Genomic DNA, 25840 nt, shown 5'->3' on the forward strand with positions numbered 1-25840 from the left:
ATCTCCATTCCTTACTGCGCGACCACCTTTGCATCCTGCTGGCGGATCGTCTGCACCTGATAGTCCGGATCGGACAGGATCTGTTGCTCGGTGAAGGGCAGCACGCTCCATTGCTTCCTGGAAAAGGCCTGCGTCTGGTCCCGTGAATACTTCGAGGCAGGGTCGCTGGACAACGAGAACGCCAGCAGCCCTTTGGCCTGTGGTCCGTTTTCGTCAAAGGTCACCACTTGCAGGTAACTCGTACCGCTGACCACTTCGCGCTTGCCATCGCTGCGCGGCACACTCTGGATGGCGTTGTAGACCCCCAGCGCACCCGGTCCGCCGTGGATAGGCGTCTGTTGTCCGCCGCTGCTGACCACCTGGATATCGCCCCAGCGACTGTCCGGCTTGAGGCCTGCCGCCTTGACCTGCTCAGCCGAAGCCAGCATCGCTGCCCGCAGCGCCTTCGCCACCGCCGGGTGATCGACTGCGAGTCCATGCGGGGTATGTTGCGGATCCTGCGGATCGAATGCCACACGCCATAGGTCCGGCACTGGCTCCAATGCCTCCATGACATTCTGGAAATGCACAAAGCCCAGACCGCTGCCCAGGTTGGCATTGCGGTCCCAGGCCTTGAGGCTGGCGCACAGTGGCGCGAGGGTCTTGGCATCGGCACCGAGATCCGCCGCGCAAAATTGCAGCAGGTCCGGCATCACTTGATCCGCCTGATAAACCTGATCGTCCATGACCATGCGTTGCAAGTCCGCTGCTGCGACCTTGCCGGCCTGGGCCAGCGTGCTCAATCGGTCCAGGGCAAAGCGTGAACGCAGCCCCAGTGGCTGGCTGTCCTGGCTGATCAACGGCGAATAGCCGGTCAGCGGTTGCGCCGGGTTGGCCATCCATGCCGAGTCGTTGGAGTGCTGGACAAAGTCCTTGCGCAGCAATTGCGGCAACTTGTCCGCTGCATAGATACCCTCTTGTGGCGCCTGCGGGTCGATGTCCCAGGCACAGGCGCTGTTGGAGCCGTCGAGAATGATCATCTGCAAACCCGCTCGCGGATCGCTGCATTGCGCCAGCTTGTCGACGCTGACGTTGGGCACCACCGAGAGATTCATGTACAGCGTTTGCCCCTGGTCGTCTGCCGCCAGCGTGTTGACCCACGGAATGCCCTGGATCCTGTGCACCGATGCCTGGAAATCCTTGAGGTTTTCCGCGCGGTTCATCGCGTACCACTGCTGCAGAACGCGGTCGTTATCCAGATTGGCGTCACGCAGGCTGTAGGCGTACTGATGATCCCAATCCAGTTTTCCCGGCCATTGCACCACCGGACCGAACTTCGAGCTGTAGACCTCATGGGAAATTGCCCGGACCTGCCCGTCCGCCTGCCTGACATTGACGGTCACGGTCTGCTTGTCCATCGGCAAGGACTGGCCGTCGAGCAGGTAACGGGTGGAATCCTTGGGGTCCAGTTGCAGGCGATACAGCGTGAAATGCCGGGACGAATCCACGGTGTGGGTCCAGGCCAGATGTTGATTGAAACCGATGTTGATCAGCGGCAGGCCGGGCAATGCCGCGCCCATCACGTCCAGCTTGCCGGGAATGGTCAGGTGCATCTGGTAAAAGCGCATGCCGCCCACCCACGGAAAGTGCGGATTGGCCAGCAACATGCCGCGTCCGTTGAAGGAGCGCTCGCTGCCGACCGCGACGGCGTTGCTGCCCCGGTCCAGGGCGAAGCGCTGCATCCGCGTGGCGGCCACCTGGAACGCTGCCTGTGCACTCGACGCCTGGGCCATGGCCTGGGGTGGCGTGGCACCGGCCAGGGCTTCGGCAAACTGGCCGACGCCACCTTCGACCAACAGGCGCCGGGTCAGCTTGACCAGATCCGAGGGGGTGATGTCGCGCACCCATTCGCCCTGACACTGCGGCGGCAAACCCTGGGTCCGACGCTCGCTCAAGGAACGGTTGTACCCCGCCACATAGCCTTCGACCAACTCACGTACTGGCGGGGTCTGGGCCTGCCAGAAACCGGCGACGGCTTGCGGGGTGTTCAGCCAGGTGAAAAACACATCGCTGACCAGGTTCTCACGCTCTTCGACGGTGTACTGATCCGGCCCGAAGTAGCGCGAGCGTTCACCGTTGACCGTAGTGATCTCGTTGGCCAGCAGGCACAGGTTGTCCTGGGCGTAGGCATAGCCGATGCCGTAGCCGAGCCCGCGCTCGTTGTCGGCACGGATGTTCGGCACGCCGAAACCGGTTCGGCGGATGTCGGCGCTCGTTTGCGCAGGCGTATCGCTCGCACTCGCCGCAAGGCTCAGCCCCAGGCTCAACCCCAGAGTCACACCGGCCAGGTTCAACCTGGTTAACTGGCTGGAAATAATCACGCTCGCTCCTGATCGAAAAAACGATGGCCGCAGCTGCGCATATCCATGCGCGCCGAGCCTCCCTGTAGGGACGAAGCTCACCACAAAAATTTAAGGAATTACTGCGCAACGACCCATGGTCTGACAGGTTGATCACGCGATGGTGACAAATTTTCTACATTCGAGTCTTCATGATTCGGGCTGCTCATACGTCTAACCCTGTAAGAGCGCCCATTTTTTCCTGATCAGGCTCTGAAAAGGAGTTTTGCAATGTACAACTCGCAACTGCCAACGGACGGTAGCAACGCGCCAAAGGGTACTTCCATGGGAGTCGGCGTATTCGAGCGGCGTACCGATCGCCACGGCAACGAGCGGATCAGGATCCTGCTCAAAAGCTTTGGCCTTCGAACCAGCCTGATCCGCCTGAAAGTCATCGATGCCCTGCTGACGGCCGCAGAAAGCGACCGCAGCCTTGGCGTGCGCGGCGTGCACAACCAATTGCTGGACCTGGATATTCCCCTGTCCTTTCTCAGCGTGCGTGAAGTGCTCAAGCGCTTGTGCAGCGAAGGCGTGATTGTCCTCAATCCCGACAAGAGCTACAGCCTGCATCCTCAGGCTGCTGCCATCCTGCGCAACCGATGATCGAATGATCAGGGCTTGACCTTGCGGCGCATCACGCCATTGATGACCACCACGACCACCGCCACGCCAATGGCGATGTACTGGAACATTTTTTCGTTGATGACGCCGGTGTTCTGCAACCAGGAAAGGCCAAACATGATCCCCAGCACCACCAGGGAGATCAGAATCGAGTATTTCAAACGTTGCGACTGAGTCATTGCGGGTTCCTGAATCTGAAAATGTGTCCGGTTTGTATCGACACCCATGCCAAGCGCTTACTCTGTTTCGGGGATAAGCGGCTACAGGCGGGGTCTCATGTTACAGCCGATGAAGCGTTTTGGCTTCATTGCGGCGATAACCTCATCTGCCTGACAGCGTTGACCTACCATCATCGAATGGCGGATCTTTGTAGTAATTCGAAACACTCCTTGAATGCCTGGCCGGATAAAATGGTCAAAATGCGTTTTTTTGCCCGTTAGCCGAGACGAATCCCATGCGAAACCCTCTGCGCCTGATCGCCCTGAGCGCCCTGTTTCTTTCCTCCCTGGCCCAGGCCGCCGACCTCATTCCGATCGAGGTTCATCGCGACGCCAATTGTGGTTGCTGCAAAAAATGGATCACCCACCTGGAAGCCAACGGCTTCAAGGTCGAAGACCATGTCGAGGCCAACATGAGCGAGTTCAAGCAACAGCACGGCGTGCCTCCGCGCCTGGCCTCGTGCCATACCGCCTTGATCAATGGCAAATTCGTTGAAGGTCATGTCCCGGCTGACCAGGTCCTGGCCCTGAGCAAGCGCGACGATCTGTTGGGCGTCGCTGCGCCCGGCATGCCCATGGGTTCGCCCGGCATGGAAATGGACGGCATGAGCGATGCCTATCAGGTCATCGGTCTGAAAAAGGACGGCACTGACGTGGTGGTTGCGGACTATCCCGCCCATTGATGTCCGGCGCGTACCTTGGGCTGTTTTTCGCGGCATTCGGTGCCGCCACGCTGCTGCCGTTGCAATCCGAAGCCGTGCTGGTGGGCCTGTTGATCAGCGATCGCTATTGGCTCTGGGCACTGCTGGCGGTGGCAACGTTCGGTAACGTTCTGGGCTCGCTGCTTAACTGGTGGCTGGGGCGCGGGATCGAGCGGTTCCGCGATCGACGCTGGTTTCCGGTGAGCCCCCGACACCTGGAAAAAGCCCGGCTTCATTACCAACGCTACGGCCATTGGTCCTTGCTGCTCAGTTGGCTGCCGGTGATCGGCGATCCACTGACGCTGGTCGCCGGAGTCATGCGCGAGCCCCTGGGGCGCTTCCTGCTGATCGTCACCCTGGCCAAAGGCGCCCGCTACGGCGTGCTGGTCATGGCGACTTTGGGCTGGATGGGTTGAACCATCAAGGGCGGCGGTTGCCTGTGTACTACGATTTCCACAACCTGAAGGTTCCGACCCTGCTTGCGTTGAAGAGGAAAGGCTGATGCCAGTGCAGATTGCAGTGCTTGATGATTGGCAGGATGTGGCGCGGGATGTGGTGGACTGGTCGGCGCTGGATGGCGTCGGCCAAGTGAGTTTTCTCCATGACTACCCCGCCGACAACCAGACACTGGCCGAGCGCCTTGCCGGGTTCGAGGTGATCTGCGTGATGCGCGAGCGCACTCGTTTCGATGAAGACCTGCTGCGCCGGCTGCCGAAACTCAAGCTGCTGGTGACCGGCGGCATGCGCAATGCGGCCCTGGACCTGCAAGCCGCCGCCGCGCTGGGCATTTCGGTCAGCGGTACCGACAGCTACAAACACGCCGCGCCGGAGCTGACCTGGGCGCTGATCATGGCCGCGACCCGCAACCTGGTGGTCGAAGCCAATGCCCTGCGTACCGGGCAATGGCAACAAGGCCTGGGTTGCGACCTGCATGGCAAGACACTGGCCATCCTCGGTCTGGGCAGCATCGGCCAGCGTGTCGCACAATTCGGTCAGGTGTTCGGCATGCGCGTCATCGCCTGGAGTGAAAACCTCACCGCCGAACGTGCGGCCCAAGTCGGTGTGACCCATGTCAGCAAACAGGCACTGTTCGAACAGGCCGACGTACTGTCGGTGCACCTGGTGCTCAGCGAGCGCAGTCGCGGTCTGGTGGACGCCCAGGCACTGGGCTGGATGAAACCCACGGCATTGCTGGTGAACACCGCTCGCGGACCGATTGTCGATGAAGCGGCGCTGATCAAGGCGTTGCAGAAACAACGGCTGGCCGGTGCCGCCCTGGACGTCTTCGAGCAAGAGCCGCTGCCCGCCCACCATCCGTTCCGGACCCTGGCCAATGTGCTGGCGACACCCCATGTCGGGTACGTGAGCCAACAGAACTACCAGCTGTTCTTCTCGCAAATGATCGAGGATATTCAGGCCTGGTCGGCGGGTGCACCGATTCGCTTGCTGGGTTGACACTCCAATGTGGGAGCGAGCCTGCTCGCGATAGCGGTGTATCAGTCGCAATCAACGTTGAATGACACTCCGCTTCGCGAGCAGGCTCGCTCCCACAACGAATAATTGTTCACGCTGCGGTGTTCTCAACACATCACCCATGCACTGCGTCTAGCGAGGCGCGACCTGATCCGGAAACCATGAACCTGTGGAGCAACGCCCATGAATATTCGCTTTGCTGTTCTGATGCCTCCTCTGTTGCTGACCGTTGCGTTGTCCGGCTCCCTCGCCCTGGCCAACGGCGGTGGCGGGGACGACGACGCGCCCATCAGGCCCAACTGCCCGAAAGGTCAGGTGCTCGATAGCAAATCCAAGCGTTGCGTCAGGCAGACCAGCAGCCTGGTGCCGGACGAAGACCGCACCAACTATGCCTATCGACTGGCCAAGGACGGGCGTTATGAAGAGGCCTTGGCCCTGCTCGACACGCTGAATCAGCCAAATACCGCAAAAGCGTTGAACTATCGCGGCTACGCCACGCGTAAACTGGGACGTACCGACGAAGGCATCGGTTATTACCTGCAATCGGTGAAACTCGACCCGCAGTACGCGCAGGTCCGCGAATACCTCGGCGAAGCCTATGTGGTCAAAGGCCGACTGGACCTTGCACAGGAGCAATTGCGGCAGATCGAATCCATCTGTGGCAGCACTCAATGCCAGGAGTACCAGGATCTGGCCGAAGCCATCAACGGCTCATCGAAAACCTGACAACCCGAGCGGACGGAGGTCGCCATCGCCAGCGATCAGGCAATACGAACGGAGCTGAACCAGCATCTGGCGCGTTTATGGCGCTACGGCCTGCTGCTGTCCCGGCAACGGCATGTCGCCGATGACCTGGTGCAGGCCACCTGCGTGCGGGCGCTGGAACGGGCCGGGCAATACGTGCCGGGAACGCGCATGGACCACTGGCTGCTGAGCATTCTGCATTCGATCTGGCTCAACGAAGTCCGTGCCCGGCGGGTGCGCCAGGGTCAGGGCCAGGTAGACGCCGATCAAGCCTTGTCGTTCGATGGTGAATCCGTGGCCCAGACCCACGTGTTGGCGGCACAGGTCATTCGCCGCGTCGATGCGTTGCCCGAGGCCCAGCGCGAAACGGTGTTTCTCGCCTACGTCGAAGGCTTGTCCTACCGCGAAGTCGCCGAAGTCTTGCAAGTGCCCATCGGCACGGTCATGAGTCGCCTGGCCACCGCAAGGGCGAAACTGGCCGAATACCCACCGTTGCACACGGTGCCCACCCCTAACCGAGGAGAACATTGATGAACACGATACCCTCGGACGAACAACTGGTGGCTTACCTCGACAACCAACTCGATACCGAGCAGCGCGCGCGCATCGACGCGGCCATCAGCGCCGACCCGATGCTCGGCCTGCGCCTGCAATGGCTGGATCGCAGTAGCCTGCCGTTCAAGGACGCCTACGATGAACTGGCCCGACAGGCGCCGGTGGATCGCCTGCAAGCCATGCTCGCCACACTGCCCTCAGCCGCCCGCCCCGGGCTCAGTCGACGCTGGTTCCTGGCCGCCGCGGCCGGGCTGCTGGCCGGCGGCGTGCTGGCGGACCGTTTGTTCCTCAACTGGCAAGCGAGCCAGCAGACACATAACTGGCGCGGCCTGGTGGCCGATTACATGGCGCTCTACGTACCGGAAACCCTGGATCACTTGCCCGGCGATGAAGCCGCCCAACGGGCACAACTGCGCACCATCGATGCGCGCCTGGGCCTCAACCTCGCGCCGGCAAAACTGAGCCTGCCCCGTGCAGAGTTCAAGCGCGCGCAAATCCTCGAGTACGACGGTGCGCCCATCGCCCAGATCACCTACCTCGATCCGGTGCACGGCCCCATGGCGCTGTGCGTCACCCGCTCCAACAGCGGCAGCCGCCATTTCGCCCGGGAACAACGGCGCGAGCTGAATATCGTGTATTGGGCTGACATGGAACACGCCTGGATGCTGATCGGGCATCAGCCGATGGCGGATCTGGAGGAGATGGCGAAGACGTTGCGCAGTCGCCTCAGTACCTGAGAAACCTCGGTTCAACGCAGGCGCTGCGCCAGCGCCTGCCAAGCGCGTCAGGCCGACGCCGGCAACCACAAGCGAAACCGCGCTCCACCCAGCGGCGAGGCTTCCACCGTCAGCGTGCCGCCCTGGGCCTCCAGCGCCCGGCGGCTGATCGCCAGTCCCAGTCCGAAACCTCCCGTGGCGCGGTCGCGGCTGCGGTCGAGGCGGTAGAAGGGTTCGAAGATGCGCTCACGCTCGTCATCCGGAATGCCGATGCCGTCATCGTCGACCCAGATTTCACAGCCGTCGGCAGACACCTGTACCCCGATCTGAATACGCTTCTCGCAGTAGCGCATGGCGTTGCGCAGCAGGTTCTGCAAGGCGCGGGCTGTCAGGCGCGGGTCGAGGCTGAAGCGCTCGAACTGGCCGTGGAGCAGCACGTCGATGACGATCTCCGGGGACTCCAGCTCTTCGTCGACGCTGCCGAGAATGCTGTCGATGAACTCATCCAGTGACACCTCGACCTGCTCCGGTAGTCGCGCGGGGTTTTGCAAGCGACTGTAGGACAGTAACTCCAGCACCAGCTCATCAAGTTCACGAATGTGCGCCACCAGGCTTTGCAGGCGCTCGCGGCTGGCCGCCGGCAAGTCGTCAGACAAGGCCAGCGCCAGGCCGAAGTCCAGGCGCGTCAGGGGCGTGCGCAACTCGTGGGACACCGCGTTGAGCAAATCGCGCTGCTGGTTGAGCAGGTTTTCGATGTCGCCTGCCATGGTGTCGAAGACTGTGGCCAGGCTACCAATGTTGGAGCTCGGGGAGATTTGCGTGCGCTCGCCCAAGTGGCCCTTGCCAAAGCGTTCGGCGGCGCCCTTGAGGCGCTCCAGATCACGCCAGTGCGGGCGCAGCCACAACAACAGGCACGCGAGCATGGTCGCGCCGATCAGCACGTTGATGCTCCAGTACAACAGGTTGACGTCCAGCGGGTCCGGTGGCACGACCATTTGCACCACGGTGCGCTGATTCAGCGGCGCAACCGCCAACGTGCGCCAGCCCCAGTCGCCCACGCGCACGACGTTCTCGCCGCGCTGCAAGCGCTGCTGCTCGTCAGGTGTCAGGCTGCTGTCGTCATTGCTGCTGAGCACGATATGCAGAGGAGAAAAGTCCTTGTCCATTTCAGCGGCCAAGGTCGGCCACTGTTCGGCCGGGACCCCGTGGAACTGTTTGACGATCAGTGTTTGCAGCCCTCGCGAGTAATCGAGGTTGTAGGTGACAAAACGCTCCTGGAACACCTTGACCACCAGATCCGGCACCAGGTAAATCGCGGCGCTGAACGAGACGATGGTCACCAGGTACAAACGAAAGAGGATTCTGAACATCGGCTCAGCATTCCCACTCGGATCGACTGAACAGGTAGCCCTTGCCCCACACGGTCTTGATCTTGCGCGCCTCGCCGGCGTGGTCGTCGAACTTGCGTCGCAGCTTGGAAATCGCCACGTCCACCGAACGGTCGGTGCCGTTGAATTCGATGCCGCGCAGGCGTTGCAGGATCTGGTCGCGGCTCAGCACTTCGCCGGCATGCCGGGCCAGCACCACCAGCAGGTTGTACTCGCCGCTGGACAGTTCCACCAACTGCTCGCGCCAGGTCACGGTGCGCTCGGACAAATCGATGCACAGGTTGCCCATCAGAATGCGGTCGTTGGCGGTCTGCGGCTCGCTGAGGCTGCTACGACGCAACAAGGTCCGCACCCGGGCCAGCAGCACCCGTGGCTCGCAGGGTTTGGTGACGTAGTCATCGGCCCCCATTTCCAGGCCCAGGACCTGGTCGTGGCTGTCGTCGCGGGCGGTGAGCATCAGGATCGGCAAGGTCGCCGAATCGGCACGCAGCAGGCGACAGACTTGCAGGCCGTCGAGGCCGGGCAGCATCAGGTCGAGGATCACCAGGTCCGGCGGATTGAGCCGCGCACGTTCGCGCACATGGTCACCGCGACCGATCACGCTGACGGAGTAACCGTTGCGTTCCAGGTAGCTGGCAATCAGTTCGGCGAGGGCGGTGTCGTCTTCGACCAGGAGGATGTTGGGCATGGGGGTGTTTCCAGAAAGTGCTTTGGCGTCTGATCCGGCCTCTTCGCGGGCAAGCCCGCTCCCACAGGGATTTGTGGTGAACACAAATGATATGAACACCACCGGCCACTGTGGGAGCGGGCTTGCCCGCGAAAGCGATCTGTCAGGCGCAATAGAAATCAAGGACTGAAGGATATACGCCCTCACGCACACCTGAGTAAAACCCTTACACAATTTCACACAGCACCAACAAAGCTTCACCGCTACCCTCGCCGTCGCCCAGTAGGATGCTGGGGGTCTTTATTGGGGTATTACATGTCGAAGAATCTGCTTGCCAGGCTCAGCCTGATTGCACTGGCGTTGACACTGGGCGCGTGTGACAAGTCCTCGAATACCGAGGAACAGGCGCCGCTGGCCACGGTTCGCGTCGAAACCATCGAAGCGCGGCCACTGACCATCAGCAGCGAACTGAGCGGGCGGATTGCCGCACCGCGCATGGCCGAAGTGCGTGCCCGCGTGGCTGGCGTGGTCTTGCAGCGCACCTTCCGTGAAGGCAGTGACGTGAAACAGGGCGATGTGTTGTTCCGCATCGACCCGGCGCCGTTCAAGGCTGACCTGGACAGCGCCGAAGCGGCGTTGCGCAAGGCCGAAGCCAACGCGTTCCAGGCCAGACTGCAGGAGCAACGCTACGCCCGGTTGATCGACGACAAGGCCATCAGCGGCCAGGACTACGACAACGCCCGGGCCAACGCACTGCAGGCCGCCGCCGACGTCGCCGGCAACAAGGCTGCGGTGGAGCGCGCCCGGTTGAACCTCAGTTACGCCACCGTCACCGCGCCGATTTCCGGGCGTATCGGTCGCGCACTGGTCACCGAAGGCGCGCTGGTCGGGCAGAACGAAACCACGCCGCTGGCGCTGATTCAGCAACTGAACCCGATTCATGCCGACCTGACCCAGTCCACCCGCGAACTCAACGAACTGCGCCGCGCCTTCCGTTCCGGCCAGTTGCAGCAGGTCGGCCAGGACCAGGCCAAGGCCACGCTGATTCAGGATGACGGCAGCCTCTACCCGCTGCCGGGCAAAATGCTGTTCAGCGACATCACCGTCGACCCGGGCACCGGCCAGATCATCCTGCGCAGCGAGTTCCCCAACCCCGACCTCGACTTGCTGCCCGGCAGTTTCGTGCGCGTACGCCTGGAACAAGCGGTCAACCAGCAGGGCATCAGCGTGCCGCAACGGGCCATCCAGCGCGACAGCGCCGGCATCGCCCAGGTGCTGCTGCTCGACGCCGAACAGCGGGTCGGCCAGCAACCGGTCGAACTGGGCGCCGTGCAGAACGATCGCTGGATCGTCACCGGCGGCCTGAAGGCAGGCGACCGCATCGTCATCGAGGGCCTGCAGCACGCCCGCCCCGGCGAGAAAGTGCAGATCGACGACACCCCTCTTCCACTCGCCCAGGTGACTGGTCAGTAAGCAGGACGCTTTTTTATGCCGCAGTTCTTTATCGACCGCCCGGTGTTCGCCTGGGTGGTTGCCCTGTTCATCCTGCTCGCCGGTGCTCTGGCCATTCCGCAACTGCCGGTGGCGCAATACCCGGATGTTGCGCCGCCACAAATCGAAATCTACGCCGTGTACCCGGGCGCTTCGGCACAAACCGTGGACGAGAGCGTGGTCAGCCTGATCGAGGAAGAGCTCAACGGCGCCGATCACCTGTTGTATTTCGAATCCCAGAGCAGCCTGGGTAGCGCGACCATCAAGGCCACTTTCCAGCCCGGCACCAACCCGGAACTGGCTCAGGTGGATGTACAGAACCGCCTGAAAGCCGTGGAGTCACGGCTGCCGCAAGCGGTCATCCAGCAAGGTTTGCAGGTGGAGAAAGTCTCCTCCGGTTTCCTGCTGCTGATCACCCTGACCTCTAGCGACGGCAAGCTCGACGACGTGGCGCTCAGCGACTACCTGGCGCGCAACGTGATGAACGAGGTCAAGCGTCTGGACGGCGTCGGCAAGGCGCAGCTGTACGGCGCCGAACGGGCGATGCGGATCTGGATCGACCCGCAGAAGCTGCTCGCCTTCAACCTGACGCCGGCGGACGTCAACACCGCTATCGTCGCGCAAAACGCCCAGGTGTCGGCCGGCAGCATCGGCGACCTGCCGACCCGCACCACCCAGGAAATCACCGCGACCATTCTGGTCAAGGGTCAGTTGTCGACCCCCGAAGAGTTTGCCGACATCGTCCTCAAGGCCAACCCGGACGGCTCGACCGTGCGCATCAGCGATGTGGCGCGGGTCGAGATCGGCAGCCAGGAATACCAGTTTTCCACGCGCCTGAACGGCAAGCCGTCCACCGCCGTCGCCGTGCAGCTGTCGCCCGGCGCCAACGCGCTGAACACCGCGACCCTGGTGCGGGCGAAGATGGACGAACTCAAGCGCTACTTCCCGGCGAACGTCGAGTACTCGATTCCGTACGACACTTCGCCTTTCGTCAAGGTCTCGATCACCAAGGTGGTCTACACCCTCGGCGAGGCCATGTTGCTGGTGTTCGCGGTGATGTTCCTGTTCCTGCAAAACATCCGCTACACGCTGATTCCGACGCTGGTGGTGCCGGTGGCGTTGATGGGTACGTTTGCGACGATGCTGGCACTCGGGTTTTCGATCAACGTGCTGACCATGTTCGGCATGGTGCTGGCCATCGGCATTCTGGTGGACGACGCCATCGTGGTGGTGGAGAACGTCGAACGGATCATGGCCACCGAGGGCTTGTCGCCCAAGGACGCTACGCGCAAGGCCATGCAGCAGATCACCGGGGCCATCATCGGCATCACCCTGGTGCTGGTCGCGGTGTTCATTCCGATGGCGTTCATGCAGGGCTCGGTCGGGGTGATCTACCAGCAGTTCTCGCTGTCGATGGCCACCTCGATCCTGTTTTCGGCCTTCCTCGCCCTGACCTTGACCCCGGCCCTGTGCGCGACATTGCTCAAGCCGATTGCCAAAGGCGAGCACCATAAAAAGTCCGGGTTCTTCGGCTGGTTCAACCGCCGCTTCGAGCAACTGACCGAGCATTATCAGGGCTGGGTCGCCTACGCGTTGAAACGCACCGGGCGCTACCTGCTGATCTACGGCGTGCTGCTGATCGGTCTGGGCCTGGCCTTCAGTCGCTTGCCCTCCTCGTTCCTGCCGGTGGAAGACCAGGGCTACACCATCACCGACATCCAGTTGCCGCCGGGTGCGAGCAAGAATCGCACGGTGCAGGTGGCCGAGCAGGTTGAAGCGCACAACGCCGGCGAGCCGGGCATTCGCGACAGCGTGGTGATTCTCGGGTTCAGCTTCTCCGGCAGCGGGCAGAATGCGGCGCTGGCGTTCAGCACGCTCAAAGACTGGTCCGAGCGCGGTAGCGACGATTCGGCCAGCTCGATTGCCGACCGGGCCAACGTCGCCCTCAGCCAGATCAAGGACGCGGTGACCTTTGCCGTACTGCCGCCGCCCGTGGATGGCCTGGGTACGTCCAGCGGATTCGAGTTCCGCCTGCAGGATCGCGGTGGTCTCGGCCATGAGAAATTGATGGAAGCCCGCACCGAGTTACTCGCTGCGGCGGAAAAAAGCCCGATCCTGATGAACGTGCGCGAAAGCGCCCTGGCCGAGGCACCGCAGGTGCAACTGGTGGTCGACCGCAAGCAGGCCAACGCGCTGGGGGTGTCCTTTGCCGACGTCGGCAACGTGCTGTCCACGGCCGTGGGCTCGGCCTACATCAACGACTTCCCCAATCAGGGGCGGATGCAGCGCGTGGTGGTGCAGGCCGAGGGCGACCAGCGCAGCCAGGTGGAAGACCTGCTGAAGATCCACGTGCGCAACACCCACGAAAAAATGGTGCCGTTGTCGGCCTTTGTACAAGCCAAGTGGACCCAGGGCCCGGCGCAGTTGACCCGCTACAACGGCTATCCGGCGATCAGCATTTCCGGTGAACCGACCCCGGGCCACAGCACCGGCGAGGCCATGGCCGAGATCGAGCGGCTGGTGGCGCAAGGTCCGGCAGGCCTGGGCCAGGAATGGACCGGGTTGTCGTTGCAGGAACGTTTGTCCGGCAGCCAGGCGCCGATCCTGCTGGGGCTGTCGCTGTTGATCGTGTTCCTGTGCCTGGCGGCGTTGTACGAGAGCTGGTCGATCCCGACCTCGGTGCTGCTGGTGGTGCCGCTGGGCGTGCTCGGCGCGGTGCTGGCGGTGACCTTGCGCGGGATGCCCAACGACGTGTTCTTCAAGGTCGGGCTGATCACCATCATCGGCCTGTCGGCGAAGAACGCGATCCTGATCATCGAGTTCGCCAAGAGCCTGTACGACGAAGGCCACGACCTGATCGACGCCACCCTGCAAGCGGCACGCCTGCGGTTGCGGCCGATTGTCATGACCTCCCTGGCGTTCATCCTTGGTGTGGTGCCGTTGGCGATCGCGACCGGCGCCAGTTCGGCGAGCCAACAGGCCATCGGCACCGGGGTGATCGGCGGGATGATCACGGCGACGTTGGCCGTGGTGTTCGTGCCGGTGTTTTTTGTGGTGGTGATGAAGCTGGTGCGCAAGCGACATAAATCGCGCTGACCAACACCACAAAAACCCTGTGGGAGCGGGCTTGCCCGCGATGAGGCCGTCACATCCAACAACAATGTTGACTGACAGTTCGCCATTGCGGGCAAGCCCGCTCCCACAGGAATCTCGTTGGTATTGGGATTCTGGTCACAACGTACAACCCTGGGCTAAGGTGTTGGCACAGCCCCAACCCATCGAGCCTCCATGATCTTCCTCCCCCGCACCCACCCTCGCTTGTCCGCCGCCATCCTGTTGGGCATCGCGGTGGGCATTCTGGTTCCGGCCGATTCGCCCATCAGCAAGATCCTCATCGGCTGGAATGCCGGCGTCTGGATCTACCTGCTTCTGATGCTCTGGCTCACCGTGCGTTCGAAAGCGCCTGACGTGAAACGCATCGCCGAAATCGAAGACGAAAACGCCGGGCTGGTGCTGGCGCTGGTGTGCATTGCGGCACTGGCCAGCCTGGCGACCATCGCCTTCGAACTGGCCGGCAGCAAAGACCTGGAAACCACGCGCAAGCTTTTGCATTACGGCTTCACCGCGCTGACCGTCATCGGTTCATGGCTGCTGATCGGGGTCATCTTCAGCCTGCATTACGCCCGGCTGTATTACCTCTGGGACGGCAAGGAGCCGGCGCTGCGTTTTGCCGAAGGTCTGACGACACCCAACTACTGGGACTTCCTGTACTTCTCGTTCACCATCGGCGTGGCGGTGCAAACCTCGGATGTCGGCGTGGCCACGCGGGGCATGCGCAAGATCGTGCTGGCGCAGTCGTTGATCGGTTTTGTGTTCAACACTGCCATTCTCGGGTTTTCGATCAACATCGCGGCCGGTCTGTTCGGCTGATGAGTGCGCAAACGTTCCAGATGTCGCTCGATTTTGCCGATCAGAGCCATCTGGGCCGTTGGTTCGTACGCGCCTACGGCCTGATGGGCCTGCTGTTGCTGGGTTCCGCGTGGTTGAGCGTGTTGGCCTGAGCGCCACTTGTCGTTCATTGTTCGACAATCAAGCATCCGGGGCTTGACGGCGAAATGGTTTTTGGTGTCTTCTGAAACCGGTTTCAGTGCTGTCTCACGAAGCACTCGACCTTATAAATCCAATAAGAAGGTTTCAGACCGTGAACGATTTCTCCGCCGCCCAGCGCAGCCGCGTGACCATGCTCGACGTGGCCGAACACGCCAAGGTCTCCAAGGCCAGCGTTTCGCGGTTCATTGGCGATGATCGTGCCCTGCTCTCCGATGCCACTGCCCAGCGCATCGAACAGGCAATTGCCGAACTCGGCTATCGCCCGAACCAGATGGCCCGCGGCCTGAAACGCGGGCGCACCCGCCTGATCGGCATGCTGGTGGCCGATATCCGCAACCCTTATTCAATTGCCGTGATGCACGGGGTGGAAACCGCCTGCCGCCAGCACGGCTATAGCCTGGTGGTGTGCAACACCGACCGCGACGACGAGCAAGAGCGCCAGCACTTGGCCCTGCTGCGCTCGTACAACATCGAAGGCCTGATCGTGAACACCCTCGGTCATCACCGTGACCAATTGCACGAACTGCACCGGGAAATGCCCCTGGTGCTGGTGGATCGCAAGGTGGAGCACCTTGAAAGCGACATGGTCGGGCTGAACAACCCTGCGGCGGTCGAGATGGCCCTCGCCCATCTTGAAGAGCGCGGTTATCGCGATGTGTTGCTGGTCACCGAGCCGTTCGACGGCACCAGTTCGCGAATCGAGCGGGTCAGCAGCTTCAAGGCGCAAATCGGGCAACGCCCGGCGCTTCGCGGCACGCACATCGAAACCGGCAGCGAACTGACCGCACAATTGAAATCCTTCCTCGACACGCCTGGCCCCGGCCCGAAAGCGCTGTTTTGCGCGAACGGGGTTGCGGCGCTAGCCAGCACCCATGCGTTGCGTGAACTCAAGTGCAACCTGTTCGATAACGTGGGCTTGATCGCCCTCGATGACCTGGATTGGTACCCGTTGGTGGGCAGCGGCATTACCGCCCTCGCGCAGCCGACCACCGAGATCGGCGCCAGTGCTTTCGAGTGTCTGCTCAAGCGGCTGCGCGGGGATGACGGGGCGGTGCGGATGCTGGACTTTTCGGCGCGGTTAATTGTTAGAGGGTCGACCCTTGGAAATTCTCGGTGAATGTTCCGGCCTCTTCGCGAGCAAGCCCGCGAAGAGGCCCGGAGGAACACACCACTCCCTGGTATTTTTTTGAAAAAAAATGAAACCGGTTTCAGAGGTACAAAAACAATGAACAAACCAGCTGTTTCCATCAGCCTGTCCAGCTACGGCGCCGACCTTGTGCGTCAACGCGGCCAGGGCAGCTTCATCGAGATTCTCGCCGCCGCCGGCGCCACGCGCATTGAGTGGCGCGAAGAATTACTGACCATCGAGGACCCCGCTCAACTGGCCGACGCCACTCAGGCAGAAGGCCTGGAGAGCGTGTATTCATCACCAATGGAGCTATGGCTGGCCGGGCAATCCAGGCCCAATCCAGAACTGATCACGGCCCTGCAACGTGCCCAGGCGTTTGGCGCCAAATGGCTGAAGGTGTCGCTGGGTTATTTCACCGACAACAGCGATCTGCAAAGCCTCGCCCGAGCGCTGGGCGACAGCGCCGTGCAGTTGCTGGTGGAAAACGACCAGACCCTGCACGGCGGCCGCATTGAACCCTTCCAGCGTTTTTTCGCGGACGTCGAGCAGCACAAGCTGCCGATCAAAATGACCTTCGATATCGGCAACTGGCACTGGCAGGACCAGTCCGCCGCCAGCGCCGCGCGGTTGCTCGGTCGTCACGTCGGTTATGTGCATTGCAAAGCGGTCACGCGCCGTGCCGACGGCAAACTGGTCGCCATCCCGCCCGCCGTCAGTGACCTGCAACATTGGGAACACCTGCTGCGGCACATGGCCCAAGGCGTTATGCGGGCCGCGGAATATCCACTGCAAGGCGATGACCTGGTGCAACTGACCACCGAGCACGTCGCCGCTCTCGCCCACCTCGGCCAATCGCAGCTGGAGAGTGCTCATGTCTGAGATCGATATTCTGTCCTTCGGCGAAACCATGGCGATGTTCGTCGCCGAGCAGGCTGGTGACCTGGCCAGCGTCGGCGCTTTCCACAAACGCATTGCCGGAGCTGACAGCAACGTCGCCATTGGCCTTTCCCGGCTGGGCTTCAACGTGGCATGGCTGAGCCGTGTCGGTGCTGATTCGTTGGGCCGGTTCGTTGTCGACACCCTGGAAAAAGAAGGCCTGGATTGCCGCCACGTCGACATCGACACCGCCCACCCGACCGGTTTTCAACTCAAGTCCCGCACCGACGATGGCAGCGATCCGGTGGTCGAGTACTTCCGCCGTGGTTCGGCGGGCAGTCACCTGTCGCCGCACTCGATCGTGCCCCAATTGCTCAAGGCCCGACACCTGCACGCCACCGGCATTCCCCCGGCGCTGTCGGAGTCGGCGCGGCAGATGTCGTTCGAATTGATGACCCGCATGCGCGAGGCCGGGCGCAGTGTGTCCTTCGACCCGAACCTGCGCCCGAGCCTGTGGGCCAGCGAGCAACAAATGATCACCGAGATCAACCGCCTCGCCGCCCTCGCCCATTGGGTACTGCCGGGGTTGAGCGAGGGTCGCTTGCTGAGCGGTTTTGAAGATCCGGCCGACATCGCCGCGTTCTACCTCGACCAGGGCGCCGAAGCCGTGGCGATCAAACTTGGCCCGCACGGGGCGTTCTACCGTACACATCTTGATCAAGGTTTCGTGGCTGGCGTACCGGTGCAAACGGTGGTCGATACGGTGGGTGCCGGCGATGGTTTTGCCGTCGGCATGATCAGCGCGCTGTTGGAAAACCACAGCGTTGTCGAAGCCGTGAAGCGTGCCAACTGGATTGGTAGCCGGGCGGTGCAGAGCCGGGGGGACATGGAGGGGTTGCCTACCCGACCTGAAATGGCCAGCGAGTTCGAGGCCGTCATCGCGAGCAAGCTCGCTCCCACATTGGATCGTATTCCAACGTAACTCCCCTGTAGGAGCGAGCCTGCTCGCGATGAGGCCAATAAAGGCACCGAATATTCAAACCGTTACCTGCTGCGACAAAAACAACAAGCTCAGGAGCACCACCATGAAAACCGCAACGCTCGCCACCCGCCGCTGGTGGTACATCATGCCCATCGTGTTCATCACCTATAGCCTGGCGTATCTGGATCGCGCCAACTATGGGTTCGCCGCCGCTTCCGGCATGGCGGCGGACCTGATGATCACACCAGGCCTGTCGTCGATGCTCGGCGCGCTATTCTTCCTCGGCTACTTTTTCTTCCAGGTACCCGGCGCGATCTACGCGCAGAAACACAGTGTGAAGAAGCTGATTTTCGTCAGCCTGATCCTCTGGGGCGGCTTGGCGACGTTGACCGGGATCGTCTCCAACGCCTACTGGCTGATCGTCATCCGCTTCATGCTCGGCGTGGTCGAAGCGGCAGTGATGCCGGCGATGCTGATCTACCTGTGCCACTGGTTCACCCGCGCCGAACGCTCGCGGGCCAACACCTTCCTGATCCTCGGCAACCCGGTGACCATGCTGTGGATGTCGGTGGTCTCGGGCTATCTGGTGCAGCACTACAGCTGGCGCTGGATGTTCATCGTCGAAGGTTTGCCAGCGGTGCTCTGGGCATTCATCTGGTGGCGCCTGGCCGATGATCGTCCGTCACAAGCCAAGTGGCTCAACGACCAGGAAAAGCAGGATCTGGAAAGCGCACTGGCCGCCGAACAGGTCGGCATCAAGGCCGTGAAGAACTACGCCGAAGCGTTCCGCTCACCCAAAGTGATCATCCTGGCCCTGCAGTTTTTCTGCTGGAGCATTGGCGTGTACGGTTTCGTGTTGTGGCTGCCGTCGATCCTCAAGGCCGGCGCGCAGATGGACATGATTCAGGCCGGCTGGCTGTCGGCGCTGCCGTACCTGGCGGCGGTGATCGGCATGCTGCTGGTGTCCTGGGGTTCGGACAAGCTGCAAAAACGTAAACGTTTCGTCTGGCCGCCACTGCTGATTGCCTCGATTGCCTTCTATGGCTCCTACGCGTTGGGTGCCGAACACTTCTGGTGGTCCTACACCCTGCTGGTGATTGCCGGCGCCTGCATGTACGCGCCCTACGGACCGTTCTTCGCGATCATTCCGGAGATCCTCCCGGCCAACGTCGCGGGCGGTGCCATGGCGCTGATCAACAGCATGGGCGCCCTCGGTTCGTTTGGCGGTTCCTATCTGGTCGGTTACCTGAACAGCTCCACCGGCTCGCCCGGCGCCTCGTACCTGTTGATGAGCGGCGCGCTGATGTTCTCGGTGCTGCTGACCATTTTCCTCAAGCCCGGCGCCAGCGATCGGGAGCGACCCACGGCCACGGTAACGCGCACTGCCACGGCACATTCCTGAATCGAAGTTGAGATCCCGAAGATGAAAAAGCAGGTCGTCCTGTACAAGAAACTCTCGCCGCTGCTGATGGCTCGGCTGCACGAGCAGACCGAAGTGACGCTGATCGAAAGCCTGGATGCCGAGGGCCTGGGCAAACTGCGCGATGCCCTGCCCCGCGCCCACGGCTTGCTGGGTGCCAGCCTGAAACTGGATGCCGAACTGCTCGATCTGGCACCCAACCTTGAAGCCATTGCCAGCGTCTCGGTGGGTGTCGATAACTACGACATCGATTACCTGACCGAGCGGCGCATCCTGCTCAGCAACACGCCGGATGTATTGACAGAAACCACCGCCGACACGGGTTTCGCGCTGATCCTGGCGACCGCCCGGCGTGTGGTGGAACTGGCGAACCTGGTTCGCGCCGGCCAATGGAACCGCAACATCGGCCCTCCACATTTCGGCAGCGACGTGCACGGCAAAACCCTGGGCATCATTGGCATGGGGCGCATCGGTGAGGCCCTCGCGCAGCGCGGGCATTTCGGGTTTGGCATGCCGGTGATTTATCACAGCCAGTCACCGAAACCGGCGGTGGAGCAGCGGTTCAATGCGCACTATCGAAGCCTGCCGGAGCTGTTGCAACAGGCCGATTTCGTTTGCCTGACGTTGCCGCTGACCGCTGAAACCGAAGGGCTGATCGGCGCAGAACAGTTCGCCCTGATGCGTCCCGAGACCATCTTCATCAATATTTCACGGGGTAAAGTGGTGGACGAAGCAGCGCTGATTGAGGCCTTGCGTGCGGGCCGGATTCGCGCGGCGGGGCTGGATGTATTCGAACGCGAACCGTTGAATCAGGACTCGCCCTTGTTGCAGTTGACCAACGTGGTGGCGACACCTCACATAGGCTCGGCCACCCATGAAACACGGGAGGCCATGGCCAGATGCGCGGTGGATAACCTGTTGGCGGCGCTGGCGGGTGAACGGCCGGCCAATTTAGTCAACGCTCAAGCGTGGAAGGCTTGAGGGATCAGGCGCGGCGCGCGACCAGCAAATCCGCCGCGCATAACGCAATGCGCCGACAGGCATCGGCCAGTTTGCGCTGGTCCACCACCAACCCGATCCGGATATGCCCCGCCGCACTCGGCCCGAACGCTTCACCGGCCAGCACCGACACACCATAGTCTTCCAGCAGTCGCTCGGCGAAGCGCTGGGCCGACAAACCGGTCTGGCGCACATCGACCATTACGAACATCCCGCCATCCGGGCGAATCGGCCTGAGGCCCGGACATTGACCCAGACTTGCACACACCAGGTCACGGCGCTGGCGATACTCCTCGCGCATCATCGCCACTTCGGGCAGGTCTTCATCCAATGCCAGTTGCGCGGCGTTCTGCACGAAATCCGGAATGCCGAACAGCATGCTCAACGACAGGTTCACCAGATGCTCGGCCATGGGTTTGGGCCCGATCACCCAACCCACCCGCCAGCCGCTCATGGCGTGGGACTTGGACAGGCTGTTGATCGTCGCCGTACGTTCGGCCATGCCCGGCAGACTCGCGGGGCTGATGTGCTCACCCTCGTACAGCAGATCGCTGTAAACCTCATCGCTGATCAGCCACAAATCGTGGCGAATGCACAGCGCCGCCAGCTCTTGCCAGACCTGCAACGACAGACTGGCGCCGGATGGATTGTTCGGACTGTTGAGCAGAATGGCGCGTGTTTTTGCCGTGATCCGTGCCGCGACATCCGCCGGGTCAACGCGAAACCCGTTCTGCGGGCACACTGGTACCGGGACCACTGTGGCCGCGCAAGCGCCGATCACGCCTTCATAGGTCACGTACATCGGTTCGGCGACAATCACTTCATCGCCCGGATCGAGCAGGCATTGCGCCACCGAATACACCGCGCACTGTGCGCCCGGAAAGACAATCACATGTTCGGCATCCACCATCTGACCACTGCGTTGCCGATGCCGGCGGGCAATGCTGTCGCGCAGCCCTCGACTGCCGCGCACTTCAGGATAGTGCGTATCACCGGCCAACAGGCTGGCAATGGCGGCCTGGACGATGGGTTGCGGCGTATCGAAGTCCGGGTCGCCAATTGACAGCAGCAGGACGTCGACGCCCTGTTCGCGCAATTGCAGCGCTCGATCGTGAATCTGCCAGGCCGCCGCTCCGTCACCGGCGATTCGTTGGGTCAAGGCTGAATAGCGCATGTCTGTCTCCTGTCGCGCGGGTGCTCCCAGCCACAACCCTATCTCAAATCACGAAACGCGCCACCATGGCGTTCAAATCCACCGTCAAACTGCCATCGAGGCTTCTGTGGCGAGGGGGCTTGCCCCCGTTCGGCTGCGCAGCAGCCGCAATACGTATACGGGATTTACTCGGCAAAAAGCGGGACTGCTTCGCAGTCCAACGGGGGCAAGCCCCCTCGCCACAGAAAAAAACCTCAGCCGCAGCGAACAGCCATCCGCCAGACACGAGCGATGTCCGTCGCCCGTTCACGCAGCAAACGCGGCGCCTCGGCACAGGCCTGCTCCAGGGTCATCGGCCCGCTCGCCAGGGCAAACGCGGCGTCGATGCCATGTTCATAGAGCACCTGATAACCATCGCCCAGGGTGCCGGCGATGACGATGACGGGCACGTCGTGCCGGCTGGCGACACGTGCCACCCCAAACGGCGTCTTGCCGCGCAGGGTTTGCGCATCGAAACGCCCTTCACCGGTGATCACCAGATCGGCGCCTACAACCGCCTCGGCCAAGCCCACCAGTTCAGCAACCACCTCGACCCCGGCCTTGAACTGCGCGCCCAGAAACGCTTTGGCGGCAAACCCCAGGCCACCCGCCGCGCCGCTGCCCGGTTCGTCGCGGACGTCGTTGTTCAAGGCTGTCGCGCAATGGTCGGCAAAGTGCCCCAGCGCCTTGTCCAGTTGCTCGACCTGCACCGGCGAGGCGCCTTTTTGCGGGCCAAAAATCGCCGAGGCGCCGTGGGGGCCGCACAACGGGTTATTGACGTCGGCGGCGATGTCGAAGCGTACCTGCGCCAGACGCGAATCCATGTCGCTCAGGTCGACGCGGGCCAGTTGCGCAAGGGCAAGGCCGCCCGGTGACAGCGCCTGCCCCTGAGCGTCGAGCAATTTCACCCCCAGGGCCTGCATGGCACCGGCGCCGCCGTCATTGGTCGCGCTGCCGCCAATCGCCAGGATCACCCGTTGTGCACCGGCATCCAGCGCGGCGCGGATCAATTGCCCGGTACCGAAGGTGCTGCTGATGCACGCATCCCGTTGCGCCACCGGGACCAACTGCAAACCGCTGGCCTCGGCCATTTCGATGATCGCGGTGTGGCTCTGCGGCAACCAGCCCCAAGCGGCATCCACCGAGGCCCCCAGTGGTCCGCGAACCATGGTGCGGCGCAGTTCGCCTTCGCACGCGGCAAGAATCGACTCGACAGTCCCTTCCCCGCCGTCGGCCATCGGGCATTTGATCAATTGGGCATCAGGCCAGACCTGCGCCAATCCCAAGGCAATGGCGTCGGCCACGCCTTGAGCGCTGAGGCTGTCCTTGAACGAGTCGGGGGCGATCACGATTTTCATGGGGATTCTCCAGTTCCAATGCCCACATGCTGCCAGCCACCATGAACAATAACGCCGGTCCGCTGCACAAGCGGTTGTGAGGATTATTGTTCATTTCCACAAAACCCTGTGGCAGACGAGCGACCTGTGGGGTTCAGGGATTGGTGTCTGTCTGGGGAAGCAGTTGCACGCCCAGGTACAGCGCGAGCATCCCATCGAGTCGCAATGGATCTACCCCGCTAAGTTCGGCAATCCGCTCCATGCGATAACGCAGACTGTTGCGATGAATCCCCAGTGCATCGGCGCAGGCCTGGCTCTGGCCGTCGTGTTCGCACCAGCTGCGCAGGGTTGCCAGCAACTGACCGTTGTTGTCCTTGGCAATGACCTTGCGCAGCGGGTTGAGCAATTCGTCGAGGGCGTCGTCGTTGCGGTGGCGCCAGAGCATCACCGGCAGCCGATAGCGGTTCAGCGTCAGCAATCGGGAGCGCGGCAACACTTCGCGCCCGTAGGCCAGCAAGTCACCGACCCGGCGATAGCAGCGACGCAACCCCGCCAGTCCGTCGGCTTGTCCACCCACGGCAATGCGCAGGATGTTCCAGCCCAGGCCGTCGAGCTTGTCCAGCAAGCGCTCGTTTTCGACTGTCTGGTTCGCCGGCCGGCACCAGAGCAACGAGGTCTTGGCCGAGCTCACGCACCAACTGTCGGGGTGACGGCTCGTCAACCAGGCGCTGAGTGCTTCGACGGTTTGCCCTGGGGCGTGCTCCAGGCCCAGTTCGAACAGGTACGGCACCCGGGTCATCTGTGGCTTGAGGCCCAGCTGCTGCGCTTCATCGACCAGTCGCGGAGCATCCCCGGCTTCGCTGAGCAACAACGCCAGCAGATCATCGCAGCGCTGGCGCCGCCATTGCTGTTCGGCCTGCTGATTGCGCTGGCCCACCAGCATTTCGGCGGTCATGCGCACCAGCTCGGCGTAGGTGCGCAGTTGCTCCGGTTCGCCGGTGATGCCCAGGACGCCGATCAGGCGCTGGTCGAGCATCAACGGCAGGTTGATGCCCGGCTGCACGCCCTTGAGATGAATCGCCGTCTGCGCATCGATCTCCACCACCCGGCCATTGGCCAGGACCAGTTGCGCGCCTTCATGTCGAGTGTTGACCCGCTCTGGCTCGCCGCTGCCCAGGATCAAGCCCTGGCTGTCCATGACGTTGACGTTGTACGGCAGGATAGCCATCGCCCGGTCGACGATGTCCTGGGCCAGGTCGTGATCGAGTTCGAACATGCAAGTGATCCTTGAAGACAGTGATGGAACGGGTTGTTCACCCGCACAGGCCTTGGTTGCAAACCCTGTGCTCAGGCACAAAGACAGCCACCCTGAGGGTGGTCGAGACTCTGGGGGCGATCAACGTTACCCTTTGCATCGCAAAAAATCATAATAAAGAGAGAGCCGCCATGACACAGAGCGCCGTAGCGTCCGACGCCATCGCTGACGACAAAAACGCCGTCTACAAGCGCATCACCCTGCGTTTGATCCCCTTCATTTTCATCTGCTACCTGTTCAACTACCTCGACCGGGTAAACGTTGGGTTTGCCAAACTGCAGATGCTCGACGCGCTGAAATTCAGCGAGACTGTATACGGCCTCGGTGCCGGCATCTTCTTTATCGGCTACGTACTGTGCGGCGTACCGAGCAACCTGGCGTTGACCAAATTCGGCCCCCGGCGCTGGATCGCGCTGATGATGATCACTTGGGGCACACTGTCGACCTGCCTGCTGTTCGTCACCACACCGACCGAGTTCTACACCTTGCGCCTGTTCACCGGCGCGGCCGAAGCCGGATTCTTCCCGGGCGTGGTGCTGTACCTCTCGCAGTGGTTCCCGACCTTCCGCCGTGGCCGCATCATGGCGCTGTTCATGTCGGCGATCCCGGTATCCGGCCTGCTCGGCAGTCCGTTCTCGGGCTGGATTCTCAACCACTTCGCCGCCGGCCAAGGCGGTCTCGCCGGATGGCAGTGGATGTTCCTGCTGCAAGGCATTCCCACCGTCATCCTCGGTGCGCTGGCTTACTTCCTGCTCAGCGACAGCTATGCCAATGCCAAATGGCTGACCCCCTTCGAGCGTTCGGTGCTGGAAGCCGACCACGCCGAAGATCTGGCGAACAAGCCGAAAACCACCACCGATTCGCTGCTGGCGGTGTTCAAGAACCCGGCGATCTGGGCCTTCGGCCTGATCTACTTCTGCATCCAGAGTGGCGTGTACGCGATCAACTTCTGGCTGCCGTCGATCATCAAGAACCTGGGCTTCAGCGACAACCTGGTGATCGGTTGGTTGAGCGCGATTCCGTATCTGCTGGCCGCCGTTTTCATGTTGATGGTCGGCCGCTCGGCGGATCTGCGCAAAGAACGCCGCTGGCATTTGGTGGTGCCGATGTTGATGGGGGCGCTGGGGCTGCTGATCGCTGTGAACTTCGCCGCCAACCCGGCCATCGCGATTCTCGGCCTGACCATCGCCACCATGGGCGCCCTTACCGGCCTGCCGATGTTCTGGCCGGTGCCGACCGCCCTGCTCAGTGCGGGTGCCGCAGCTGGCGGCCTGGCGCTGATCAACTCCATGGGACAGATGGCCGGCTTCCTCAGCCCGTACCTGGTGGGTTGGGTCAAGGACAGCACAGGCTCGACCAATGCGGCGCTGTACCTGCTGGCGGGTGTGATTGTCTGCGGCAGTTTGCTGGCGTTGCGCATGACCCGTACCCTGCGCGCCTAAGCACCGCAAATCACCTGTGGGAGCGGGCTTGCTCGCGAAGGCGGTGTATCAGACGACATTTACGTTGACTGACACTCCGCCTTCGC

At 62.2% G+C, this 25840-nt stretch carries 24 protein-coding genes; 17 read left to right on the top strand and 7 right to left on the bottom strand.

Translation table 11 applies throughout. The features are described from left to right. Window positions 1-11: 11 nt before the first annotated feature. Window positions 12-2360 (bottom strand): bifunctional acylase PvdQ, encoded by a 2349-nt coding sequence (gene pvdQ, locus AC3IX1_RS14920; protein WP_489384734.1) that lies wholly within the window; start codon window positions 2358-2360, stop codon window positions 12-14. Between the two features lie 249 nt (window positions 2361-2609). Here pvdQ and AC3IX1_RS14925 point away from each other — a divergent pair, with 249 nt between their 5' ends. Continuing rightward, window positions 2610-2981: a fe2+ zn2+ uptake regulation protein gene (locus tag AC3IX1_RS14925; RefSeq protein ID WP_489384735.1), complete on the top strand. Its 372-nt coding sequence runs from the start codon at window positions 2610-2612 to the stop codon at window positions 2979-2981. An 8-nt stretch (window positions 2982-2989) separates the two neighbouring features. Here the strand turns inward: AC3IX1_RS14925 and AC3IX1_RS14930 are convergent, their stop codons facing one another. Then, the gene (locus AC3IX1_RS14930; protein WP_489384736.1) at window positions 2990-3178 is read right to left on the bottom strand and encodes a hypothetical protein; all 189 of its coding nucleotides are present in this window, start codon (window positions 3176-3178) and stop codon (window positions 2990-2992) included. Window positions 3179-3453: 275 nt separating this feature from the next. On the opposite strand from AC3IX1_RS14930, the gene AC3IX1_RS14935 reads away from it, so the two are divergent. The 6 genes from AC3IX1_RS14935 (at window position 3454) to AC3IX1_RS14960 (ending at window position 7427) form a co-directional block, all read left to right on the top strand. After that, window positions 3454-3900 (top strand): DUF411 domain-containing protein, encoded by a 447-nt coding sequence (locus AC3IX1_RS14935; RefSeq protein WP_489384737.1) that lies wholly within the window; start codon window positions 3454-3456, stop codon window positions 3898-3900. Next, a complete protein-coding gene (locus AC3IX1_RS14940) occupies window positions 3900-4334 on the top strand; it encodes a YqaA family protein (RefSeq protein WP_489384738.1) in 435 nt (144 codons plus the stop codon). Before AC3IX1_RS14935 ends, AC3IX1_RS14940 begins: the two co-directional genes overlap by 1 nt. 85 nt (window positions 4335-4419) lie before the next feature. Next, window positions 4420-5373, top strand: a complete 954-nt coding sequence (locus AC3IX1_RS14945) for a D-2-hydroxyacid dehydrogenase family protein (RefSeq protein ID WP_489384739.1) — start codon at window positions 4420-4422, stop codon at window positions 5371-5373. 201 nt (window positions 5374-5574) lie between these two features. After that, window positions 5575-6117 (top strand): tetratricopeptide repeat protein, encoded by a 543-nt coding sequence (locus AC3IX1_RS14950; RefSeq protein ID WP_489384740.1) that lies wholly within the window; start codon window positions 5575-5577, stop codon window positions 6115-6117. A gap of 66 nt (window positions 6118-6183) precedes the next feature. Continuing rightward, window positions 6184-6666, top strand: a complete 483-nt coding sequence (locus AC3IX1_RS14955) for an RNA polymerase sigma factor (RefSeq protein ID WP_489388749.1) — start codon at window positions 6184-6186, stop codon at window positions 6664-6666. After that, window positions 6666-7427 (top strand): anti-sigma factor family protein, encoded by a 762-nt coding sequence (locus AC3IX1_RS14960; protein WP_489384741.1) that lies wholly within the window; start codon window positions 6666-6668, stop codon window positions 7425-7427. The genes AC3IX1_RS14955 and AC3IX1_RS14960 overlap by 1 nt, the downstream gene beginning before the upstream one ends. A 47-nt stretch (window positions 7428-7474) precedes the next feature. Here AC3IX1_RS14960 and AC3IX1_RS14965 read toward each other — a convergent pair whose 3' ends face one another. Together AC3IX1_RS14965 and AC3IX1_RS14970 are read right to left on the bottom strand one after the other, a co-directional pair. Continuing rightward, window positions 7475-8776, bottom strand: a complete 1302-nt coding sequence (locus tag AC3IX1_RS14965; protein ID WP_489384742.1) for an ATP-binding protein — start codon at window positions 8774-8776, stop codon at window positions 7475-7477. Window positions 8777-8780: 4 nt separating this feature from the next. Next, on the bottom strand, window positions 8781-9482 hold the full coding sequence (locus AC3IX1_RS14970) for a response regulator (RefSeq protein ID WP_007985461.1): 702 nt from the start codon (window positions 9480-9482) through the stop codon (window positions 8781-8783). 294 nt (window positions 9483-9776) lie between these two features. Here AC3IX1_RS14970 and AC3IX1_RS14975 point away from each other — a divergent pair, with 294 nt between their 5' ends. From AC3IX1_RS14975 to AC3IX1_RS15015, 9 genes are all read left to right on the top strand, one after another. Beyond that, entirely contained in the window at window positions 9777-10934 is a 1158-nt protein-coding gene (locus tag AC3IX1_RS14975) for an efflux RND transporter periplasmic adaptor subunit (RefSeq protein WP_489384743.1), read from the top strand. A gap of 15 nt (window positions 10935-10949) precedes the next feature. Then, window positions 10950-14048 carry a multidrug efflux RND transporter permease subunit gene (locus AC3IX1_RS14980; RefSeq protein WP_489384744.1) on the top strand — a complete coding sequence of 1033 codons (3099 nt, stop codon included), beginning with the start codon at window positions 10950-10952 and terminating at the stop codon, window positions 14046-14048. 192 nt (window positions 14049-14240) lie between these two features. After that, window positions 14241-14882 (top strand): DUF1345 domain-containing protein, encoded by a 642-nt coding sequence (locus tag AC3IX1_RS14985; protein WP_489384745.1) that lies wholly within the window; start codon window positions 14241-14243, stop codon window positions 14880-14882. Next, complete coding sequence (locus tag AC3IX1_RS14990; RefSeq protein ID WP_489384746.1) at window positions 14882-15013, top strand: hypothetical protein; 132 nt, start codon at window positions 14882-14884, stop codon at window positions 15011-15013. Before AC3IX1_RS14985 ends, AC3IX1_RS14990 begins: the two co-directional genes overlap by 1 nt. A gap of 140 nt (window positions 15014-15153) precedes the next feature. After that, window positions 15154-16179 (top strand): LacI family DNA-binding transcriptional regulator, encoded by a 1026-nt coding sequence (locus AC3IX1_RS14995; protein ID WP_489384747.1) that lies wholly within the window; start codon window positions 15154-15156, stop codon window positions 16177-16179. Window positions 16180-16287: 108 nt separating this feature from the next. Further along, entirely contained in the window at window positions 16288-17070 is a 783-nt protein-coding gene (locus tag AC3IX1_RS15000; protein ID WP_489384748.1) for a sugar phosphate isomerase/epimerase family protein, read from the top strand. Beyond that, a complete protein-coding gene (locus AC3IX1_RS15005) occupies window positions 17063-18049 on the top strand; it encodes a sugar kinase (RefSeq protein WP_489384749.1) in 987 nt (328 codons plus the stop codon). Before AC3IX1_RS15000 ends, AC3IX1_RS15005 begins: the two co-directional genes overlap by 8 nt. A gap of 103 nt (window positions 18050-18152) precedes the next feature. Then, window positions 18153-19451: an MFS transporter gene (locus tag AC3IX1_RS15010; RefSeq protein WP_477754674.1), complete on the top strand. Its 1299-nt coding sequence runs from the start codon at window positions 18153-18155 to the stop codon at window positions 19449-19451. Between the two features lie 21 nt (window positions 19452-19472). Then, complete coding sequence (locus AC3IX1_RS15015; protein WP_489384750.1) at window positions 19473-20450, top strand: 2-hydroxyacid dehydrogenase; 978 nt, start codon at window positions 19473-19475, stop codon at window positions 20448-20450. A gap of 4 nt (window positions 20451-20454) precedes the next feature. On the opposite strand, the gene AC3IX1_RS15020 is transcribed toward AC3IX1_RS15015, so the two are convergent. The 3 genes from AC3IX1_RS15020 to AC3IX1_RS15030 form a co-directional block, all read right to left on the bottom strand. Then, the gene (locus AC3IX1_RS15020) at window positions 20455-21642 is read right to left on the bottom strand and encodes a pyridoxal phosphate-dependent aminotransferase (protein ID WP_489384751.1); all 1188 of its coding nucleotides are present in this window, start codon (window positions 21640-21642) and stop codon (window positions 20455-20457) included. Window positions 21643-21875: 233 nt separating this feature from the next. Beyond that, window positions 21876-23018, bottom strand: a complete 1143-nt coding sequence (locus AC3IX1_RS15025; protein ID WP_489384752.1) for a glycerate kinase — start codon at window positions 23016-23018, stop codon at window positions 21876-21878. A gap of 133 nt (window positions 23019-23151) precedes the next feature. Further along, a complete protein-coding gene (locus tag AC3IX1_RS15030; protein ID WP_489384753.1) occupies window positions 23152-24273 on the bottom strand; it encodes a sugar diacid recognition domain-containing protein in 1122 nt (373 codons plus the stop codon). A gap of 170 nt (window positions 24274-24443) precedes the next feature. Here AC3IX1_RS15030 and AC3IX1_RS15035 point away from each other — a divergent pair, with 170 nt between their 5' ends. Then, the gene (locus tag AC3IX1_RS15035; protein ID WP_489384754.1) at window positions 24444-25754 is read left to right on the top strand and encodes an MFS transporter; all 1311 of its coding nucleotides are present in this window, start codon (window positions 24444-24446) and stop codon (window positions 25752-25754) included. The last annotated feature ends 86 nt before the right edge of the window (window positions 25755-25840 follow it).

The sequence above is a fragment of the Pseudomonas sp. KH_046_2 genome, from assembly GCF_057838985.1.

What these genes read in the sequence shown, in the direction of transcription:
- AC3IX1_RS15035 (WP_489384754.1), top strand. Translation starts at nt 24,444, where the DNA reads ATGACACAGAGCGCCGTAGCGTCCGACGCCATCGCTGACGACAAAAAC.
- AC3IX1_RS15000 (WP_489384748.1), top strand. Translation starts at nt 16,288, where the DNA reads ATGAACAAACCAGCTGTTTCCATCAGCCTGTCCAGCTACGGCGCCGAC.
- AC3IX1_RS14925 (WP_489384735.1), top strand. Translation starts at nt 2,610, where the DNA reads ATGTACAACTCGCAACTGCCAACGGACGGTAGCAACGCGCCAAAGGGT.
- AC3IX1_RS14985 (WP_489384745.1), top strand. Translation starts at nt 14,241, where the DNA reads ATGATCTTCCTCCCCCGCACCCACCCTCGCTTGTCCGCCGCCATCCTG.
- AC3IX1_RS14950 (WP_489384740.1), top strand. Translation starts at nt 5,575, where the DNA reads ATGAATATTCGCTTTGCTGTTCTGATGCCTCCTCTGTTGCTGACCGTT.
- AC3IX1_RS15010 (WP_477754674.1), top strand. Translation starts at nt 18,153, where the DNA reads ATGAAAACCGCAACGCTCGCCACCCGCCGCTGGTGGTACATCATGCCC.
- AC3IX1_RS14975 (WP_489384743.1), top strand. Translation starts at nt 9,777, where the DNA reads ATGTCGAAGAATCTGCTTGCCAGGCTCAGCCTGATTGCACTGGCGTTG.
- AC3IX1_RS15025 (WP_489384752.1), bottom strand. Translation starts at nt 23,018, where the DNA reads ATGAAAATCGTGATCGCCCCCGACTCGTTCAAGGACAGCCTCAGCGCT.
- AC3IX1_RS14990 (WP_489384746.1), top strand. Translation starts at nt 14,882, where the DNA reads ATGAGTGCGCAAACGTTCCAGATGTCGCTCGATTTTGCCGATCAGAGC.
- AC3IX1_RS14980 (WP_489384744.1), top strand. Translation starts at nt 10,950, where the DNA reads ATGCCGCAGTTCTTTATCGACCGCCCGGTGTTCGCCTGGGTGGTTGCC.
- AC3IX1_RS15015 (WP_489384750.1), top strand. Translation starts at nt 19,473, where the DNA reads ATGAAAAAGCAGGTCGTCCTGTACAAGAAACTCTCGCCGCTGCTGATG.
- AC3IX1_RS14940 (WP_489384738.1), top strand. Translation starts at nt 3,900, where the DNA reads ATGTCCGGCGCGTACCTTGGGCTGTTTTTCGCGGCATTCGGTGCCGCC.
- AC3IX1_RS14960 (WP_489384741.1), top strand. Translation starts at nt 6,666, where the DNA reads ATGAACACGATACCCTCGGACGAACAACTGGTGGCTTACCTCGACAAC.
- AC3IX1_RS14930 (WP_489384736.1), bottom strand. Translation starts at nt 3,178, where the DNA reads ATGACTCAGTCGCAACGTTTGAAATACTCGATTCTGATCTCCCTGGTG.
- AC3IX1_RS15005 (WP_489384749.1), top strand. Translation starts at nt 17,063, where the DNA reads ATGTCTGAGATCGATATTCTGTCCTTCGGCGAAACCATGGCGATGTTC.
- AC3IX1_RS15020 (WP_489384751.1), bottom strand. Translation starts at nt 21,642, where the DNA reads ATGCGCTATTCAGCCTTGACCCAACGAATCGCCGGTGACGGAGCGGCG.
- AC3IX1_RS14945 (WP_489384739.1), top strand. Translation starts at nt 4,420, where the DNA reads ATGCCAGTGCAGATTGCAGTGCTTGATGATTGGCAGGATGTGGCGCGG.
- AC3IX1_RS14970 (WP_007985461.1), bottom strand. Translation starts at nt 9,482, where the DNA reads ATGCCCAACATCCTCCTGGTCGAAGACGACACCGCCCTCGCCGAACTG.
- AC3IX1_RS14935 (WP_489384737.1), top strand. Translation starts at nt 3,454, where the DNA reads ATGCGAAACCCTCTGCGCCTGATCGCCCTGAGCGCCCTGTTTCTTTCC.
- AC3IX1_RS14965 (WP_489384742.1), bottom strand. Translation starts at nt 8,776, where the DNA reads ATGTTCAGAATCCTCTTTCGTTTGTACCTGGTGACCATCGTCTCGTTC.
- AC3IX1_RS15030 (WP_489384753.1), bottom strand. Translation starts at nt 24,273, where the DNA reads ATGTTCGAACTCGATCACGACCTGGCCCAGGACATCGTCGACCGGGCG.